Below are 14,769 nucleotides of genomic sequence, written 5' to 3'. Positions count from 1 at the left end.
TCACCCCGCTCCCTGCAACGGCACCATCGCGTCCCGCGACCATGAAATCTGCACCTGTTGCCCCGGCGTCAACGTTTCGGTCAGCAACACGCCGGAGAGATTCGCCTGGCTGACCATCACTTTCTCCCCCTGCGCCAGCAGCAGTTCAAAACGCGTCGCCGCTCCCTGATACTGCACCGCCTGCACCACGGCGTTGACTTCAATTTCCCCTGGCGCATTCAGGCGAATATGTTCAGGGCGCAACGAAAAAGTGCCCTGCATACCGCACAGCTTGCTGGCAAGATCCTGACTGAAGACGTTTGACGTACCGACAAACCCGGCGACAAACGGCGTGCGCGGGCGCAGGTAAAGTTCGCGCGGGGTATCGATCTGTTCGATGCGGCCATTATTAAACACCGCCACCCGGTCGGACATTGACAGCGCTTCGCCCTGATCGTGAGTGACGAAAATAAAGGTGATGCCGAGATCCTGTTGCAGTTTTTTCAGCTCCAGTTGCATCTGTTCGCGCAGTTTCAGATCGAGCGCGCCGAGCGGCTCATCCAGCAGCAAGACGCGCGGCTCGTTGACCAGCGCACGGGCGATCGCCACCCGTTGCCGTTGCCCGCCGGAGAGCTGAGAAGGTTTGCGCGTATGGACAAAGCCGAGCGCCACTTTTTCCAGCGCCTCACGGGCGCGGGCGTGGCGCTGCTTTTTGTCCACGCCTTTCACCATCAGCCCGTAGGCCACATTGTCGAGAATCGACATATGCGGAAACAGCGCGTAGTCCTGGAACACGGTGTTGACGTCCCGCTCCCACGGTGGCAGTTCGCTGGCTTCGCGGCCAAAGATGCGGATTGCGCCGCCGCTCAATTGCTCAAACCCGGCAATCAGCCGCAGACAGGTGGTTTTGCCGGAGCCGGATGGCCCCAGCATGGAGAAGAACTCCCCGTCGTTGATGGCGATAGTGACGCCGTCAACCGCCCGGACGTCGCCGTATAACCGCGAGACATCCAGAAATTCAACTGAATAGGTCATACTCAGCTCCTGGCAGGTTAACGGCCACCCATAATGGCGATGTAATCCTGTGTCCAGCGGCTGTACGGCACATATTTGCCACCCTCAGCAACCGGGGTTTTCCAGAAAGCGATTTTGTCAAAGAAACGGTAACCGTTAGTTTCGCAGCCTTGCTCACCCAGCAGCGTGCTGGCTTTGCACCCTTCCGGCACCACCGGCAGCGAGCCAAACCAGGCGGCCACGTCGCCCTGAACTTTTGGCGTCAGCGACCAGTTCATCCACTTGTAGGCACAGTTCGGGTGTTTCGCATCGGCATGCAGCATCGTGGTATCCGCCCAGCCAGTGACGCCCTCTTTCGGGAATACGGTGGCGATCGGCTGGTTTTCACCTTTCAGGGCATTCGCCTGATACGGCCAGGCGCTGGAGGCAACAACGCCTTCGTTTTTGAAGTCGCTCATCTGTACCGTGGTGTCATGCCAGTAGCGGTGGATCAGTAAGTGCTGATCGCGCAGGGTTTTCAGTACCGCCTGATATTGCGCTTCCGTGAGCTGGTACGGATCGTCAATGCCCAGTTGCGGCTGCGTGGCTTTCAGGAACAGCGCCGCATCGGCGATGTAGATCGGGCCGTCATAAGCCTGTACGCGCCCTTTATTGGTTTTGCCATCCGGCAGGTTTTGTTGCACAAACACCACTGACCAGCTATCCGGCGGCGTCGGGAAGGTTTTGGTGTTATACATCAGCAGGTTCGGCCCCCACTGATACGGTGTGCCATACACTTTGCCGCCGACGTTAAACCACGCGCCGTTAATCAGTTTCGGGTCGAGGGTTTTCCAGTTCGGGATAAGCGCAGTATTAATCGGCTGCACGCGTTTCCCCATAATCAGGCGCAGCGAGGCATCGCCTGAAGCGGTGACCAGATCGTAGCCGCCTTTCGCCATCAGGCTGACCATTTCATCGGAGGTGGCGGCGGTTTTGACGTTCACCGCGCAACCAGTGTCCTTTTCAAAAGCGGTAACCCAGTCATATTGCTTGTCGGTCTGGCCGCGTTCGATATACCCCGGCCAGGCAATAATATCCAGACGACCTTCCCCTTTTCCCACTTCGGTGGGTTCGGCGGCATGCGCGACCATCATCGTCATGCTCAGCGCACACAGACTGCTGCGGGCAAATTTCTTGCTCATTGTTTACTCCTGTCGCAATGAAAAAAGTGCGGCAGCCTTGCCGTAAATATATCTCCCTTAATAAAAATAGACGGCACGCGGACGGCCAGAATGTCGCCCGGCGTAAATTTCGCCAGGATGTGACACATAACGCATTACGTTTCGAATGAAAATAATAACCGACCGTCTTTTTGAGTATAGACAAGGAGTTAGCCGGTACGAGGTTAATCTGTGTTGCTATTCACATTTCCTATGAATACACAAAACAAAAGCACAGAAAATAATGACGGTGACCTGCAAGTTTTCATCGTCACTATTTTTAAAATGAGAACAAGATATTCAGAAAATAAGAATGGGCTGAGCGAGTTTATTTCATCATCTGCCGAATCAATTCCCCTAAGCGAATTGCCGCACGTTCCTCTTTATCGCCCCACGCCCAGGCGCAATTAAAGCGGAAAAAGGATTGCCAGCGGTCAGATGTCGAGAACATTTTCCCCGGCGCAATGCTGATATGGTGCGCCAGCGCAAGCTGGCTGAGCGCTCCGGCATCCAGCCCGGCGGGTAGCTCCAGCCAGAGAAAATAGCCGCTCTCATTACGGTAAATTTTTACCTCCGGCGGAAGATGGCGCAGCAGCGCCTGCCAGGCCAGATGTTTGCGCTCCGCCAGCACGCGCCGCAAGCGGCGCAGGTGCGCGTCGTAGTGATGGGTGGAGAGATAATCGACCAGCGCCAGTTGCAGCGGCGAACTGGTGGAGAGCGTACTCATTAACTGCAGTTGCTGAATGCGCCGCGCGTGGCGACCGGCCGCCACCCAGCCAACGCGGAAACCGGCCACCAGGCATTTAGAAAACGACGAGCAGTGCAACGTCATATCCTGTTTATCCCACGCTTTTGCCGGTAACGGCTGCTCGCGCCCGTAATAGAGTTCGCTGTAGACATCGTCTTCGATAAGCGTGACGTTATGTTCCGCCAGCAGCGCCACCAGACGCGCTTTTTTCTCCGGGCTCAGCGTAAAACCGAGCGGATTCTGGCTGTTGGTCATCAGCCAGCAGGCTTTTACAGGGTAATCGACCAATGCCTGCGCCAGCGCATCAAGATCGATCCCCTCTTTCACATCTGTCGGCACCGACAGCGCTTTCAGCTTCAGCCGTTCCAGCGCCTGCAACGCGCCATAGAAGCACGGGCTTTCAATGATCACCCAGTCGCCCGGTTCGGTGACCGCCTGCAAACTGAGGTTCAGTGCCTCCAGCGCTCCGGCGGTAATGACAATTTCGTCCGGGGAGATGTTCATCCCCTGACGAGCGTAGCGACGGGCAATAGCATGGCGCAACTGGTTGTTGCCCGGCGGCAGGTTTTCAATCACGCTCATGGCGGTGGCGCTTTTACTGACCTTCGCCAGCGAACGGTTAAGCTGCGGCATCGGAAACAGTTTTGGATCGGGAAACGCTGAGCCAAACGGCAGCACCGAGGCATCGCAGCTGGCCTGCAACACATCGAAAATATAGGTATTAATATCCACCGCTTCATCGCGGGTGACCTGCGCCGCCGCCACGCGCGGCACACCGGATGCCGGCGCGACAAAGTAACCGGATTGCGGCCGGGCAATCACCCGCCCCTGGCTTTCCAGCAACTGATAAGCATGGCCTACCGTCATAAAACTCAGCCCGCTGCTGGTGACCTGCTCGCGCAGCGACGGCAGTTTTTCCCCCGGACGCCAGACGCCAAGATCAATTTGTTCGCTGATTTGTTGCGCCAGGCGCTGGTATTTTTTCATGCATATTCACCGGGTTGAGGATGGTGAATATGATGGCACGGGATACGCATCCTTGCTATATCAGTAATGAAAAAGATAGTGCTAAAAAAAACTGTTATACCTCTATATCTCCGCTCAGCATCGAAACGGTAACACGGGATGATCTGCTCAGTTTATTGAATCAACCGCGGTGATACTCGCAGCCCTCAGGGCAACGCTGCCGAATTTATCAATAGCCCGGTAGTAGGTTTACTGTCTTCATCTATAACAGAGCCCATTTTAATGGGCTTTGTATTTAACTGTTATACAAAAATTTCGCCAATCTGTTTCTGCAAGTTCCGGCTCGCGCTCATTACCATACCCCTCACAGCAGTTGATCTGAGGTTGTCCATGTTTGGTTTAGACGCGTTTCACCTGGCGAGAATACAGTTCGCCTTCACCGTTTCGTTTCATATTATTTTTCCGGCGATCACTATCGGGCTGGCCAGTTTTCTGGCGGTACTGGAAGGCTTATGGCTGAAAACCCGTAACCCGGACTGGCGCACGCTGTACCACTTCTGGTCGAAGATTTTCGCCGTTAACTTCGGTATGGGCGTGGTTTCCGGGCTGGTGATGGCCTACCAGTTTGGCACCAACTGGAGCGGCTTTTCCCAGTTCGCTGGCAGCATTACTGGGCCATTACTGACCTATGAAGTGCTGACTGCGTTCTTTCTGGAAGCCGGTTTTCTCGGCGTGATGCTGTTTGGCTGGAACCGTGTCGGGCCGGGGCTGCACTATTTTGCCACCTGCATGGTGGCGCTGGGCACGCTGATGTCCACTTTCTGGATCCTCGCCTCCAATAGCTGGATGCACACGCCGCAGGGTTACATTATCGAGCAGGGCCAGGTGGTGCCGGTGGACTGGCTGAAAGTGATCTTCAACCCGTCATTCCCTTATCGCCTGATGCATATGACCATTGCCGCGTTCCTCAGCAGCGCGCTGTTTGTCGGCGCGTCTGCTGCCTGGCATTTACTGCGCGGTAACGATACGCCCGCGATGCGCAAAATGTTCTCAATGGCGATGTGGATGGCGCTGATTGTCGCGCCGATCCAGGCAATGGTGGGCGATATGCACGGGCTGAACACGCTGGAGCATCAACCGGCGAAAATTGCCGCCATTGAAGGCCACTGGGAGAATCCGCCGGGCGAAGCCACCCCGCTGCTGCTGTTCGGCCTGCCGGATATGCAACAGGAACGCACCCGTTACGCGGTTGAGATCCCGGCGCTTGGCAGCCTGATCCTCACCCACAGCCTGGATAAACAGGTTCCGGCGCTGAAAGAGTTTCCCAAAGACGAGCGCCCCTATTCGCCACTGGTGTTCTGGTCATTTCGCGTGATGGTCGGCCTCGGCGTGCTGATGATCGCACTGGGCATCGGCGCACTGTGGCTGCGCTACAAACAGCGGTTGTACCAGTCGCGACCGTTCCTGCATTTTGCCCTGTGGATGGGGCCTGCCGGGCTGATCGCTATTCTCGCCGGTTGGGTCACCACCGAAGTTGGCCGCCAACCGTGGGTCGTCACAGGGTTGTTGCGTACGGCCGATGCGGTTTCGGCTCACGGTGTAATGCAGATGAGTCTCAGCCTGCTGACATTCTTCGTGGTTTACAGCGCCGTTTTCGGTGTCGGCTACAGCTATATGGTGCGGTTGATCTGCAAAGGCCCGCAAGCCTGGCATGAGGAGGCAAAATAATGGGTATCGATCTTTCGCTGATCTGGTTTGTGATTATTGTTTTTGCCACCCTGATGTACATCGTGATGGATGGTTTTGATCTGGGGATTGGCATTCTGTTTCCTCTGACCCGCGATGCTCACGATCGCGATGTGATGGTGAACAGCGTTGCGCCGGTCTGGGACGGCAACGAGACCTGGCTGGTGCTCGGCGGCGCGGGGTTGTTCGGCGCATTTCCGCTGGCCTATGCGGTGATTGTTGATGCGCTGACCATTCCGCTGACGCTCATGCTGCTGGGGCTGATTTTTCGCGGCGTGGCGTTCGAGTTTCGTTTCAAAGCCACACCCGCACATCGTCCGTTCTGGGATAAAGCGTTTATGGCAGGTTCCGTGCTGGCGACCTTTACTCAGGGCGTGGTGGTTGGCGCGGTGCTGAATGGTTTTTCGGTCAGCGAACGGCGTTTTAACGGCGGCGCGCTGGACTGGCTGACACCCTTCACCCTGTTCTGCGGCGTCGGGCTGGTGATTGCCTATGCGTTGCTGGGCGCAAGCTGGCTGGTGATGAAAAGCGGCGCGCCGTTGCAGGATAAAATGCGCGCAGCGGCGAAGAAATTGCTGCTGGTTTTACTGGTGGTTATCGCGGTCATCAGCCTGTGGACACCGCTGGCGCACCCGGCGATTGCTTCCCGCTGGTTCAGCCTGCCAAACCTGTTGTTCTTCGCGCCGGTGCCGTTGCTGGTTATTGCGCTCAGCGCCTGGCTGTGGCGCAGCCTCGGCAATCCGCAGCATCATGCCTTGCCGTTTGTGCAGACGCTGGGCCTGATTTTCCTCGGCTTTAGCGGGCTGGGCATCAGCATCTGGCCGCACATCATTCCGCCGGATATCACCTTCTGGCAGGCCGCGGCACCGCCGCAAAGCCAGGGCTTTATGCTGGTCGGCGCGCTGCTGATTATTCCGATTATCCTGGTCTATACCGCGTGGAGCTATTACGTGTTTCGCGGCAAAGTACAACCTGGCGAGGGCTATCACTGATGAAACACTCGTTTTTCAACCGCCTGATGTGGCTGGTACTGATTTGGGGCGGCAGCGTGCTGGCGCTGGCCGCCGTGAGTATGGTGTTCCGCCTGCTGATGTCGGCGGCCGGGTTTAAATCCCACTGATGTGCGCAGAGTTTGCTGTGGTAAACGGCAAACTCTTTTTACGTGCAGGCGACAGAAATAAAGCGGTCAGGAGCGAGGAGCAAACGTTGAGTTAGCCGGATTGCAAGGGACTGCAAAAGTTACAGACGCGGGTTTCCGGACATAGCTAGCTGATGCTTAGCGTACCGCCTGCAGATACCGCTGCGGTGATACGCCCAGTTTTTTACGAAACATGGCAATAAACGCGCTGGGGCTGGCATATCCCAGATCGCTCGCAAGCTGCGTCACCGCGCTGCCGCGAGCCAGATTACATACGGCTTCCATCAGCCGCAGCTGATGCTTCCATTCGGAGAAACTCAGGCGCGTTTCTTCCCGGAACAGTCGCGCCAGCGTACGCTCGCTGGCCCCGACCTTCTTCCCCCACCAGGCAAGCGTTTCTCCGTGATCGAGCTCGCGGCAGAGGATATCGCACACTTGCCGCAACCGGCGGTCAGCTGGCAGCGTGATATGACAGAGTTCCAGCGGCGCTAAACGGCGGAATTCGTCGCTCAATAGCCCATAAATTAGCCCGGTGCGTTCAGCGGAGAGCGATGCCTCCAGCCCGGCATCCAGCAGCGCATCAAGTAACTGCGTCACGCGGCCTCCCCGGCACTGGCCTGGCTGGCGTTGCGAAAAAGCGGGATTAAAATAGATATTTTGCGTGACCACATTATCAATGGCCTGCAGCCCGTGCGGAGTCCCGCCAGGTATCCAGATTGCTCTTCCCGGTGACAGCAGCCAGATATGCTGCGGCGTAATAATTTTTGCCACACCGCGCCGAGCCCAGATAAGCTGCCCCTGGGGATGCTGGTGGACGGGCTCTTCACCGCCCTTGTCGTACTGCAACTGGCGAATACCATCAATGCCGTGCTGAAATGTCATCTGCCATGCCCTTTGTCCGATTCAAACCATTTTTCATCCTGATTGCTGATTAGGAAGACAAGCTTTGTCTGCCTGACAACACTCTTGCCTTTAGTTACGCCATTCTGCCATGCTTCCGCTTCTCTTTTGAAGTTGAATAATTATCATTTCCATTCAATTCTAATAACAAGCGGAAGTGCTATGAAACACACAGGTCATTTATTTAGGGATAACTCATTGAAAGTGATGGTGTTAAGCATCATTGCAGGATACAGCGGGCATGCTTTTACTGCAGACCTCGGGAAGAGTAACACAAAAGAAGAGACGCTGGTGGTCAGTGCCGCCGCCTCTCAGGGCGAAGAGGATGAGAGTACGCTGGTGGCACATAATGCCGCAGCAGCCACCAAATCCAGTCAGCCCATCAGCCGTACTTCGCAAAGTATTTCCGTCGTGACTCAGGCTGAGATTGCTACGCACGCCGCCAGAAATATTCCGCAAGCGCTGCGCTATGTCTCTGGCGTTACTTCGGAGAACTCAGGTGCTGATACACGCTTTGACACGATCATCGTGCGCGGTTTCGAAGCGGATGAATATCTCGATGGCCTGCGCCTGCCCAGAGAAGCCTGGTGGAGCCGTCCCGCCTGGGATCCGTTCCTGCTGTCACGCATTGAGGTGGTAAAAGGTCCCTCGTCCGTGCTGTACGGTCAGGCGAATCCCGGCGGCATCGTTAACATGGTGAGCAAAACGCCGCAGGCCACGCCAGCGGGCCAGATTTACGTCAGCAGCGGCAATCACAATCAGTTTGGCACGGGTTTCGACACAACCGGCGCACTCAATGATTCTCAAACGTTGCTCGGCCGCGTCGCCGGAACTTTCTTCGACACCGAAACCCAGGTGGCGCATACCCGCTATCAACACTATGACATCGCGCCTTCCTTCACCTGGCAGCCGGATGCGCAAACCTCGCTGACGCTCCTGTCTCAGTTGCGTAAAGATCCGGACAGCGGCTTCTACAACCAGATGCCCACCTCCGGCACGTTGACGCACAATCCGTTCGGTAAAATCTCCACGGGCACCTACATTGGTCAACCCGGCTACGATAAGTATCAACGCGAGCAGGGTAGCGTGGGCTACCAGTTCCGCCACGATTTCAACGATATTGTCACCTTCCGGCAGAATGTGCGTTATCTCAGCAGTACCGGTCGCTATCGGATGGTTTATCCCCTGGGCATTCGCGCGGATGCGCCGCTGGTCGATCGCGCCACAATGAACATCAAAGAGACGATGTCTAACTTCGCGATGGATAACCAGGCGGAGTTTCATCTGCAGAGCGGGCCGGTGCAGCACACCCTGCTGGCCGGTATCGATCGGATACATACCTCAGTGCGCAGCCGCTCGGGGTACGGTGACGCCGGCTCCATCAACTATCTGGATCCGGACTACAACACAGCGGTAGACGACACGCCTTATACCAGCAGTACGCACAATACTCTCGACCAGACCGGTTTATATCTGCAGGATCAGATGGAGCTGAATAACTGGATCCTGAGTCTTGCTGGCCGCTATGACGATGCCAAAACCAAAAATATCGATCTGCTAAGCGACAGCCGTACGGAGCGCAATGACTATGTCACTACCGGACGCGCCGGTCTGCTCTACCACTTTGATAATGGGCTTGCCCCCTATATCAGCTACTCCACCTCATTCGTTCCCAGCAGCAGCAATGATTACAACGGTCATCCGTTTAAACCGACCCGCGGGAAACAGAGTGAGATCGGCCTGAAATACGATCCTGTGGGACTGGATGCGCTGTTCACCGTTGCCCTCTACAATCTGCGCGAAACCAACATGGCCACCACCGACACGGACCATCCGGGCTTTAGCATCCAGACCGGAGAGGTACGTTCCCAGGGGCTTGAGTTGGATGGTCGCATCAATATTACTCCGGCCTGGACGGTTCTGGGCTCCTGGAACCTGATTAGCCAGACGGTCCGCAGCGCTAATGACGGAACTCAGGGCAAACACCCGGTGGGGGTATCCCGCAATACGGCGAAACTGTGGAGCCAGTACGCCTTTAACGGGGCGCTTGATGGCTTCTCGGTTGGCGGAGGAGTGCGCTATATGGGCACCAGTTATGCGAATACCAGCAACACCCTGAAAGTCCCGGCGGCTACTGTCTACGACGCCCGGGTCGCCTATCAGTGGCGCCAGTGGCAGTTGGCGCTCAACGCGGACAATATCGGCAACAAAACCTATATCGCTTCATGCAATAACCTCGGCTGCGAATACGCGCTTAAACGTCAGTACGTCGCGACGGTGAGCTACGCATGGTAACGATGTTATCCCGGCGAAAGCTGCTGCGGGCCTCGTTGCTCACCCCGCTCATGAGTTGGGCGGGGAGATCCTCAACACCGCCGAGGCTGGCGGTGCTGGACTGGGGATTGACGGAGATGCTGCTGGCTCTGGGCATCACGCCGACGGCGGTTGCCGCACCGGCGTGGTACCGCAAGCTGATCCCGGCGCCCCCATTGCCGGAGGACGTCGTGGATCTTGGGCTGCTCTTTCAGCCAAACCTGGAGACGCTGTGGGCGCTCAGACCGGATATGATCGTCATAACGCCGCAGCACGCATTGCTGAAACCCACGCTGGAAAAGATCGCCCCCACGCTCACGCTCCCGACGCATACCCTGGCGGGATTTATCACCGCTACCCGGGAGCTTGGCGCAAAATTTGATCGCCAACAGCAGGCCTCCACCCTGATTGAACAGTTGCAGCAAACGCTCAATCGCATCGCGCGGCAGGGGCGCGAGGTGAAGCTGCCGGTCTTTCTCGGCAGTGCCGTTGACACACTGCATTTGCGGCTCTGCACCGTCGACAGCCTGCCCGGCAACGTGCTGAGCGCCTGCGGGTTGCGCAATGCCTGGCGCGGCAGTCCGGGGGCAGAAGGAAGCGTACTGGTCGAGCTGACCCGCATAGCCGATACGCCTGCCAAACTACTGCTGTTTGTGCCAGAAGAGCAGCGCGACGCGATGCAACGTTGGCGTCAGAGTCCCCTGTGGCAGCAGTTGCCTCTGACGCGTCCGCAAAACCTGAATCTGCTGAACACGCAGTTCAGCGATACTGGCGCACTGATCACGGCCGGGCGCTTCGCGACGCTCCTGAATGACAGAATAGAGGCGTGGTGTAATGAGTAATACTCGCCGTGGCTGGGCGCTGATTTTGTTGCTGTGGCTCACTGCCGCGCTGATGGCCCTGTCAGAACTCCACCGCCAGGGCGGATTCAGTGCGCTCTTCGGGACAACGTCCCCCTCTTCATCGGCCATTATTTTGCGCAGCATGTGGTTCCCCCGGCAGGGAATGGCGCTGCTTACAGGCGCTACACTGGGCGTTTGTGGCTGGCTGATGCAGCGCGCCTTACGTAACCCGCTGGCGGAACCCATCACCCTCGGTATGACAGCGGGTGCCACACTGGCAATGGGGCTCGCTTCGCTGTGGTTTCCGGCACTGCTCGCCAGTGCCCGCCCTGCCCTGGCGATAACCGGCGAGCTTGCGGCGTTGCTGGCCGTCATACTGCTGAGCTGGCGGCAGCGTCTGTCTCCTCTGGTGATGGTACAGGCGGGGATGATGATTAACCTGTGGTGCGGAGCGCTCACCCTGCTTATCGCCATCATCAACGATCGCTTTCTGCTGCAGGTATTAATGTGGGGCGGTGGCTCGCTGGCGGTTGAGAGTAGCCAGCCGCTGCGCGATCTTTTGCTCCCCCTGACCGCCGCTTTTGCCGTTCTGCTTCTGATGCTCCGGCCGCTAACGCTACTGCAACTGCCGGAAACGATGGTCAATAGCCTTGGCGCCTCAGCGCTGCGCATACGGAGTATGGCGGTTCTGCTGGCGCTGGTCATGAGCGCCTTCACCATCAATGCTGTTGGCGTGATCGGCTTTCTCGGCCTGGCAGCGCCCCATCTGGCCCGCTTCGGCGGCGCGCGAACATCACGCCAGATGCTGCTACATACGGCACTTATGGGGGCCGGGTTGCTGTGGTTTACCGATCAGTGTGTCGCGCGGGTCTCGCTGGCGAATGGCCAGCTACTGCCCGTCGGTATGCTCACGGCGGTGACGGGCGGCCCGCTGCTGATGTTGCTGGCGCGCTTCTCCAGATCGGGAACGTCTCCAGTAACTGCGCCGGAACCCGCGGCTCCAGTAACCGCCGGCGCCGCATTGTTCTGGGTGTCCGGCACCCTTTTCCTGCTGGCGGTGGTGGTGTCGCTCTATACGGGCCACGGCCTGCAGCAGTGGAGTTGGGCCAGCCCGGACGAACTCGCCCATCTGCTGCCGCTGCGGGTGCCGAGACTGCTGGCGGCGCTCAGCGCTGGTGCACTGTTAGCTGGCGCTGGCGTACTGATGCAGCGGGTCAGCGGTAATCCGTTGGCCAGCCCGGAGGTACTGGGTATTGGAGGCGGTGCCGCCATGGGCGTCATGGCATGGGTTGTGCTTTTCCCCGCCAGCAGCGGCGGGCTGCTGCTGAGCAGCCTGAGTGGGGCAACGCTCAGTCTGCTGCTGACGCTGTGGAATAGCCGTCGCGGAGCGTTTAACCCGCAGCGAGTCTTGCTCAATGGACTGGCGCTGAATGCCTTGTGTCAGGCCACCGTCAGCCTGGTGATGCTCAATAATCTCACGGCAAGCGCCATGTTGCTGCCGCTCATGACCGGCAGCACCTACTACATCAGCGCGCCGCTGGCAGAGATCCTCTTTGCCTCAACGCTGCTATTACTGGCCGTGGTTCCGCTATTTCGCCGCTGGCTGCTGCTGTTGCCAATGGGCAGTATTGCCGGTTCGCTCGGTGTCTCTTTGCCGCTGGCGCGGGTTGCTGTATTGAGCCTGGCCGCCGTAATGACCGGACTGGCGACATTACTGGTGGGACCGGTATCGTTCATTGGCCTGTTGGGCCCACATCTGGCGCGCAGGCTCGGTGCCAAAACGCCGCTCTCGCAGCTGTATGCCGCAGCCCTGCTGGCCGCCACCATCATGACGTTTGCTGACTGGATTGGGCGCAATGGCCTCTATCCACGTCAGTTGCCTGTAGGGCTGGTCGCCTCGCTGATTGGTGTCCCGTTGCTGATATGGCCACTGCTGCGGGGCAAAGTATCCCGGCAGGCTGAATAAAGAATGTGCATAAAGTGAAAGGAATACAGATGTCGGTATTGATAATGGTCTTCAGGATGGTTCGAGGCTGGCTTATCCTCGCCACGATCGCTGGGCTGATCAGCGGTTTTTGTAATGCTACGCTGCTGGCAATGATTAACCACAGCCTTAACCAGCCTCTGTCCGCCGCCTGGTTCAGCCCCGGTGTCGACTTCGCCCTGCTGACCCTGCTGATGCTGGCCAGCCGGGTTATCTCTCAAACGACATTTATGTCGCTGGGCCAAAAGGTGAAAGCCCGACTGCGTAAACAACTGGTCCGGAACATCAGTGAAACCAGTTGGCTGCAGCTGGAAAAAGCCGGAATGGCGAAAGCGTTATCGGCATTGACGCAGGATCTCGATACGCTGGTAGTCTTTTTTGTTAGCCTGCCTAACCTTTGTATCTATGGTGCAGTGATCGCTGGCTGCCTCATCTACCTTGGCAGCCTGTCGCCGAGCGTTCTGTTGCTGGCTATCGTTGCCATCCTGCTGGGAAGTTTCGGCTATCGTGCGGCTCAGGGCCCGGCAATGGGGCTGTTGCGCACGTCGCGTCAACGGGAAGATACGCTGATTCAGCAGTGTAAAAAATTGTTCGATGGCGCACGGGAGTTCAGGCTCAATACCATGCGCCGCCAGCAGTTTGTTGGCAGTGAGTTGTCCCATACCATTGAAGCCGTATGCCGGGAGCGCACCCGGGGGTACGCACTGTACGGTCTGGCCAGCAGTTGGGGCAGTATTCTGTTTTTTGCCTTTATCGGAGTCGTACTCTTCGGGCTGCGCGACATGCTGGCACTGGATACCCGAACGTTGACTGGCTATATCATGGTCTTCCTGTATATGGTGGTTCCGGTGGAAGGCATCCTCTCTGCTCTGCCTGCCATCGCAGGTGCCCGGATCGCAATGCAGCGGGTCCAGCAACTTACCACCGGATTAAGCCCGGAAATTTCCCCGAAAACGTACGCGGCAGAACCATTTACCTCTCTGGCACTGGAGAATATTCACTACCAGTATCAGGGTGAAGATGGGGAACGTTTTTCCCTCGGCCCGTTGAGCCTGACCTTTACGCCCGGGGAGCGTGTCTTTATCGTTGGCGGCAACGGTAGCGGTAAAACCACGCTGGCAAACTTGCTGGTGGGGATCTTCCCCGCTGACAGCGGCCAGCTATGGCTGAATGGCAACCCTGTCGCGGCAGACGATCTCCAGCACTGGCGTCAGCACTTTTCAGTGATTTTCAGCGATTTCTTTCTCTTTGATGATGTTGTGTTCGTCACCGATCGGACGCAGTCACAGGTTGAGCATCTTCTTAACCTGCTCAAACTTAAGCATAAAGTCAGCTTTAACAACGGGCGCTTCTCTACCGTCGCACTCTCTCAGGGGCAGCGTAAAAGACTGGCCCTGTTGCAGAGCTGGCTGGAGAACCGCCCGATCTATCTGTTCGATGAATGGGCTGCCGACCAGGATCCGGAGTTTAAGGCCGTTTTCTATCTCGAGTTGCTGCCAATGCTGAAAGCGGAGGGGAAAACCGTGATCGCCATTACTCATGACGATCGCTATTTCCATCTGGCGGATCGGCTCATTAAGCTGGAGTCGGGTAAGATTGTCGAACACTCGCCTCTGGTAGCGTGAGAAGGCCGCTCAGCTTTTGCAGAGCAATGTCACGGCCACCAGTCATCAAACAGCCGGGGCGGCAGCCTGACATTACATGGCGCCGCGCCCGACAATTGCAGGGATGCACTGAAATCAGCCCAGCGTGACATTTGAGCCGTCTGTTGAACCCGTGGCAATTAAGTATTAACCAGCCGAAATGGTGGCTGACAGCTTTGTTCTTCTGACCTATACTGCCTGCAAGGTGATGGCGTTCCACCTTTCCCAACCGCCCCGTCCGGGGCTGATGACGCCTGATATGACTCTTGATTTTCAGGAGGTATGTCAGGCCGTCGA

At 57.3% G+C, this 14,769-nt stretch carries 11 protein-coding genes and 1 riboswitch; of the genes, 7 read left to right on the top strand and 4 right to left on the bottom strand.

What is annotated here, in order from left to right:
* From Y71_RS13050 to Y71_RS13040, 3 genes are all read right to left on the bottom strand, one after another.
* Positions 1–1,014: an ABC transporter ATP-binding protein gene (locus Y71_RS13050; protein ID WP_007372088.1), complete on the bottom strand. Its 1,014-nt coding sequence runs from the start codon at positions 1,012–1,014 to the stop codon at positions 1–3.
* A 17-nt stretch (positions 1,015–1,031) separates the two neighbouring features.
* Entirely contained in the window at positions 1,032–2,174 is a 1,143-nt protein-coding gene (gene ydcS / locus Y71_RS13045; RefSeq protein ID WP_007372087.1) for a putative ABC transporter substrate-binding protein YdcS, read from the bottom strand.
* 346 nt (positions 2,175–2,520) lie between these two features.
* A complete protein-coding gene (locus Y71_RS13040) occupies positions 2,521–3,927 on the bottom strand; it encodes an aminotransferase-like domain-containing protein (RefSeq protein ID WP_007372085.1) in 1,407 nt (468 codons plus the stop codon).
* Between the two features lie 369 nt (positions 3,928–4,296).
* Between Y71_RS13040 and Y71_RS13035 the strand changes: the two genes are divergently transcribed.
* From Y71_RS13035 to Y71_RS13025, 3 genes are read left to right on the top strand one after another with little or no spacing between them, the layout of a single operon-like run.
* Positions 4,297–5,634 (top strand): cytochrome ubiquinol oxidase subunit I, encoded by a 1,338-nt coding sequence (locus Y71_RS13035; protein ID WP_007372083.1) that lies wholly within the window; start codon positions 4,297–4,299, stop codon positions 5,632–5,634.
* The gene (gene cydB / locus Y71_RS13030) at positions 5,634–6,644 is read left to right on the top strand and encodes a cytochrome d ubiquinol oxidase subunit II (protein ID WP_035885647.1); all 1,011 of its coding nucleotides are present in this window, start codon (positions 5,634–5,636) and stop codon (positions 6,642–6,644) included. Before Y71_RS13035 ends, cydB begins: the two co-directional genes overlap by 1 nt.
* The gene (locus tag Y71_RS13025; protein WP_007372080.1) at positions 6,644–6,772 is read left to right on the top strand and encodes a DUF2474 domain-containing protein; all 129 of its coding nucleotides are present in this window, start codon (positions 6,644–6,646) and stop codon (positions 6,770–6,772) included. Before cydB ends, Y71_RS13025 begins: the two co-directional genes overlap by 1 nt.
* Positions 6,773–6,928: 156 nt before the next feature.
* Here the strand turns inward: Y71_RS13025 and Y71_RS13020 are convergent, their stop codons facing one another.
* Positions 6,929–7,672, bottom strand: a complete 744-nt coding sequence (locus Y71_RS13020; RefSeq protein ID WP_007372079.1) for an AraC family transcriptional regulator — start codon at positions 7,670–7,672, stop codon at positions 6,929–6,931.
* Positions 7,673–7,852: 180 nt separating this feature from the next.
* Here Y71_RS13020 and Y71_RS13015 point away from each other — a divergent pair, with 180 nt between their 5' ends.
* From Y71_RS13015 to Y71_RS13000, 4 genes are read left to right on the top strand one after another with little or no spacing between them, the layout of a single operon-like run.
* Positions 7,853–9,985, top strand: coding sequence for a TonB-dependent siderophore receptor (locus Y71_RS13015; RefSeq protein ID WP_035885645.1), 2,133 nt, complete (start codon positions 7,853–7,855; stop codon positions 9,983–9,985).
* Positions 9,979–10,845 carry an iron-siderophore ABC transporter substrate-binding protein gene (locus Y71_RS13010; protein WP_236946459.1) on the top strand — a complete coding sequence of 289 codons (867 nt, stop codon included), beginning with the start codon at positions 9,979–9,981 and terminating at the stop codon, positions 10,843–10,845. The genes Y71_RS13015 and Y71_RS13010 overlap by 7 nt, the downstream gene beginning before the upstream one ends.
* Positions 10,838–12,811 (top strand): Fe(3+)-hydroxamate ABC transporter permease FhuB, encoded by a 1,974-nt coding sequence (gene fhuB / locus Y71_RS13005; RefSeq protein ID WP_007372076.1) that lies wholly within the window; start codon positions 10,838–10,840, stop codon positions 12,809–12,811. Before Y71_RS13010 ends, fhuB begins: the two co-directional genes overlap by 8 nt.
* A gap of 29 nt (positions 12,812–12,840) precedes the next feature.
* Positions 12,841–14,454, top strand: coding sequence for a cyclic peptide export ABC transporter (locus Y71_RS13000; protein WP_007372075.1), 1,614 nt, complete (start codon positions 12,841–12,843; stop codon positions 14,452–14,454).
* Between the two features lie 213 nt (positions 14,455–14,667).
* A riboswitch (Fluoride riboswitch) is annotated at positions 14,668–14,736 on the top strand.
* Positions 14,737–14,769: the final 33 nt, after the last annotated feature.

Origin of the sequence: Kosakonia radicincitans DSM 16656, from assembly GCF_000280495.2 — a bacterium.
Classification (GTDB): Bacteria; Pseudomonadota; Gammaproteobacteria; order Enterobacterales; family Enterobacteriaceae; genus Kosakonia; species Kosakonia radicincitans.
Note: the sequence above shows the minus strand (reverse complement) of the source record. Positions and strands in the feature narration are given on the sequence as shown.

What these genes read in the sequence shown, in the direction of transcription:
- Y71_RS13050 (WP_007372088.1), bottom strand. Translation starts at nt 1,014, where the DNA reads ATGACCTATTCAGTTGAATTTCTGGATGTCTCGCGGTTATACGGCGAC.
- ydcS (WP_007372087.1), bottom strand. Translation starts at nt 2,174, where the DNA reads ATGAGCAAGAAATTTGCCCGCAGCAGTCTGTGTGCGCTGAGCATGACG.
- Y71_RS13040 (WP_007372085.1), bottom strand. Translation starts at nt 3,927, where the DNA reads ATGAAAAAATACCAGCGCCTGGCGCAACAAATCAGCGAACAAATTGAT.
- Y71_RS13035 (WP_007372083.1), top strand. Translation starts at nt 4,297, where the DNA reads ATGTTTGGTTTAGACGCGTTTCACCTGGCGAGAATACAGTTCGCCTTC.
- cydB (WP_035885647.1), top strand. Translation starts at nt 5,634, where the DNA reads ATGGGTATCGATCTTTCGCTGATCTGGTTTGTGATTATTGTTTTTGCC.
- Y71_RS13025 (WP_007372080.1), top strand. Translation starts at nt 6,644, where the DNA reads ATGAAACACTCGTTTTTCAACCGCCTGATGTGGCTGGTACTGATTTGG.
- Y71_RS13020 (WP_007372079.1), bottom strand. Translation starts at nt 7,672, where the DNA reads ATGACATTTCAGCACGGCATTGATGGTATTCGCCAGTTGCAGTACGAC.
- Y71_RS13015 (WP_035885645.1), top strand. Translation starts at nt 7,853, where the DNA reads ATGAAACACACAGGTCATTTATTTAGGGATAACTCATTGAAAGTGATG.
- Y71_RS13010 (WP_236946459.1), top strand. Translation starts at nt 9,979, where the DNA reads ATGGTAACGATGTTATCCCGGCGAAAGCTGCTGCGGGCCTCGTTGCTC.
- fhuB (WP_007372076.1), top strand. Translation starts at nt 10,838, where the DNA reads ATGAGTAATACTCGCCGTGGCTGGGCGCTGATTTTGTTGCTGTGGCTC.
- Y71_RS13000 (WP_007372075.1), top strand. Translation starts at nt 12,841, where the DNA reads ATGTCGGTATTGATAATGGTCTTCAGGATGGTTCGAGGCTGGCTTATC.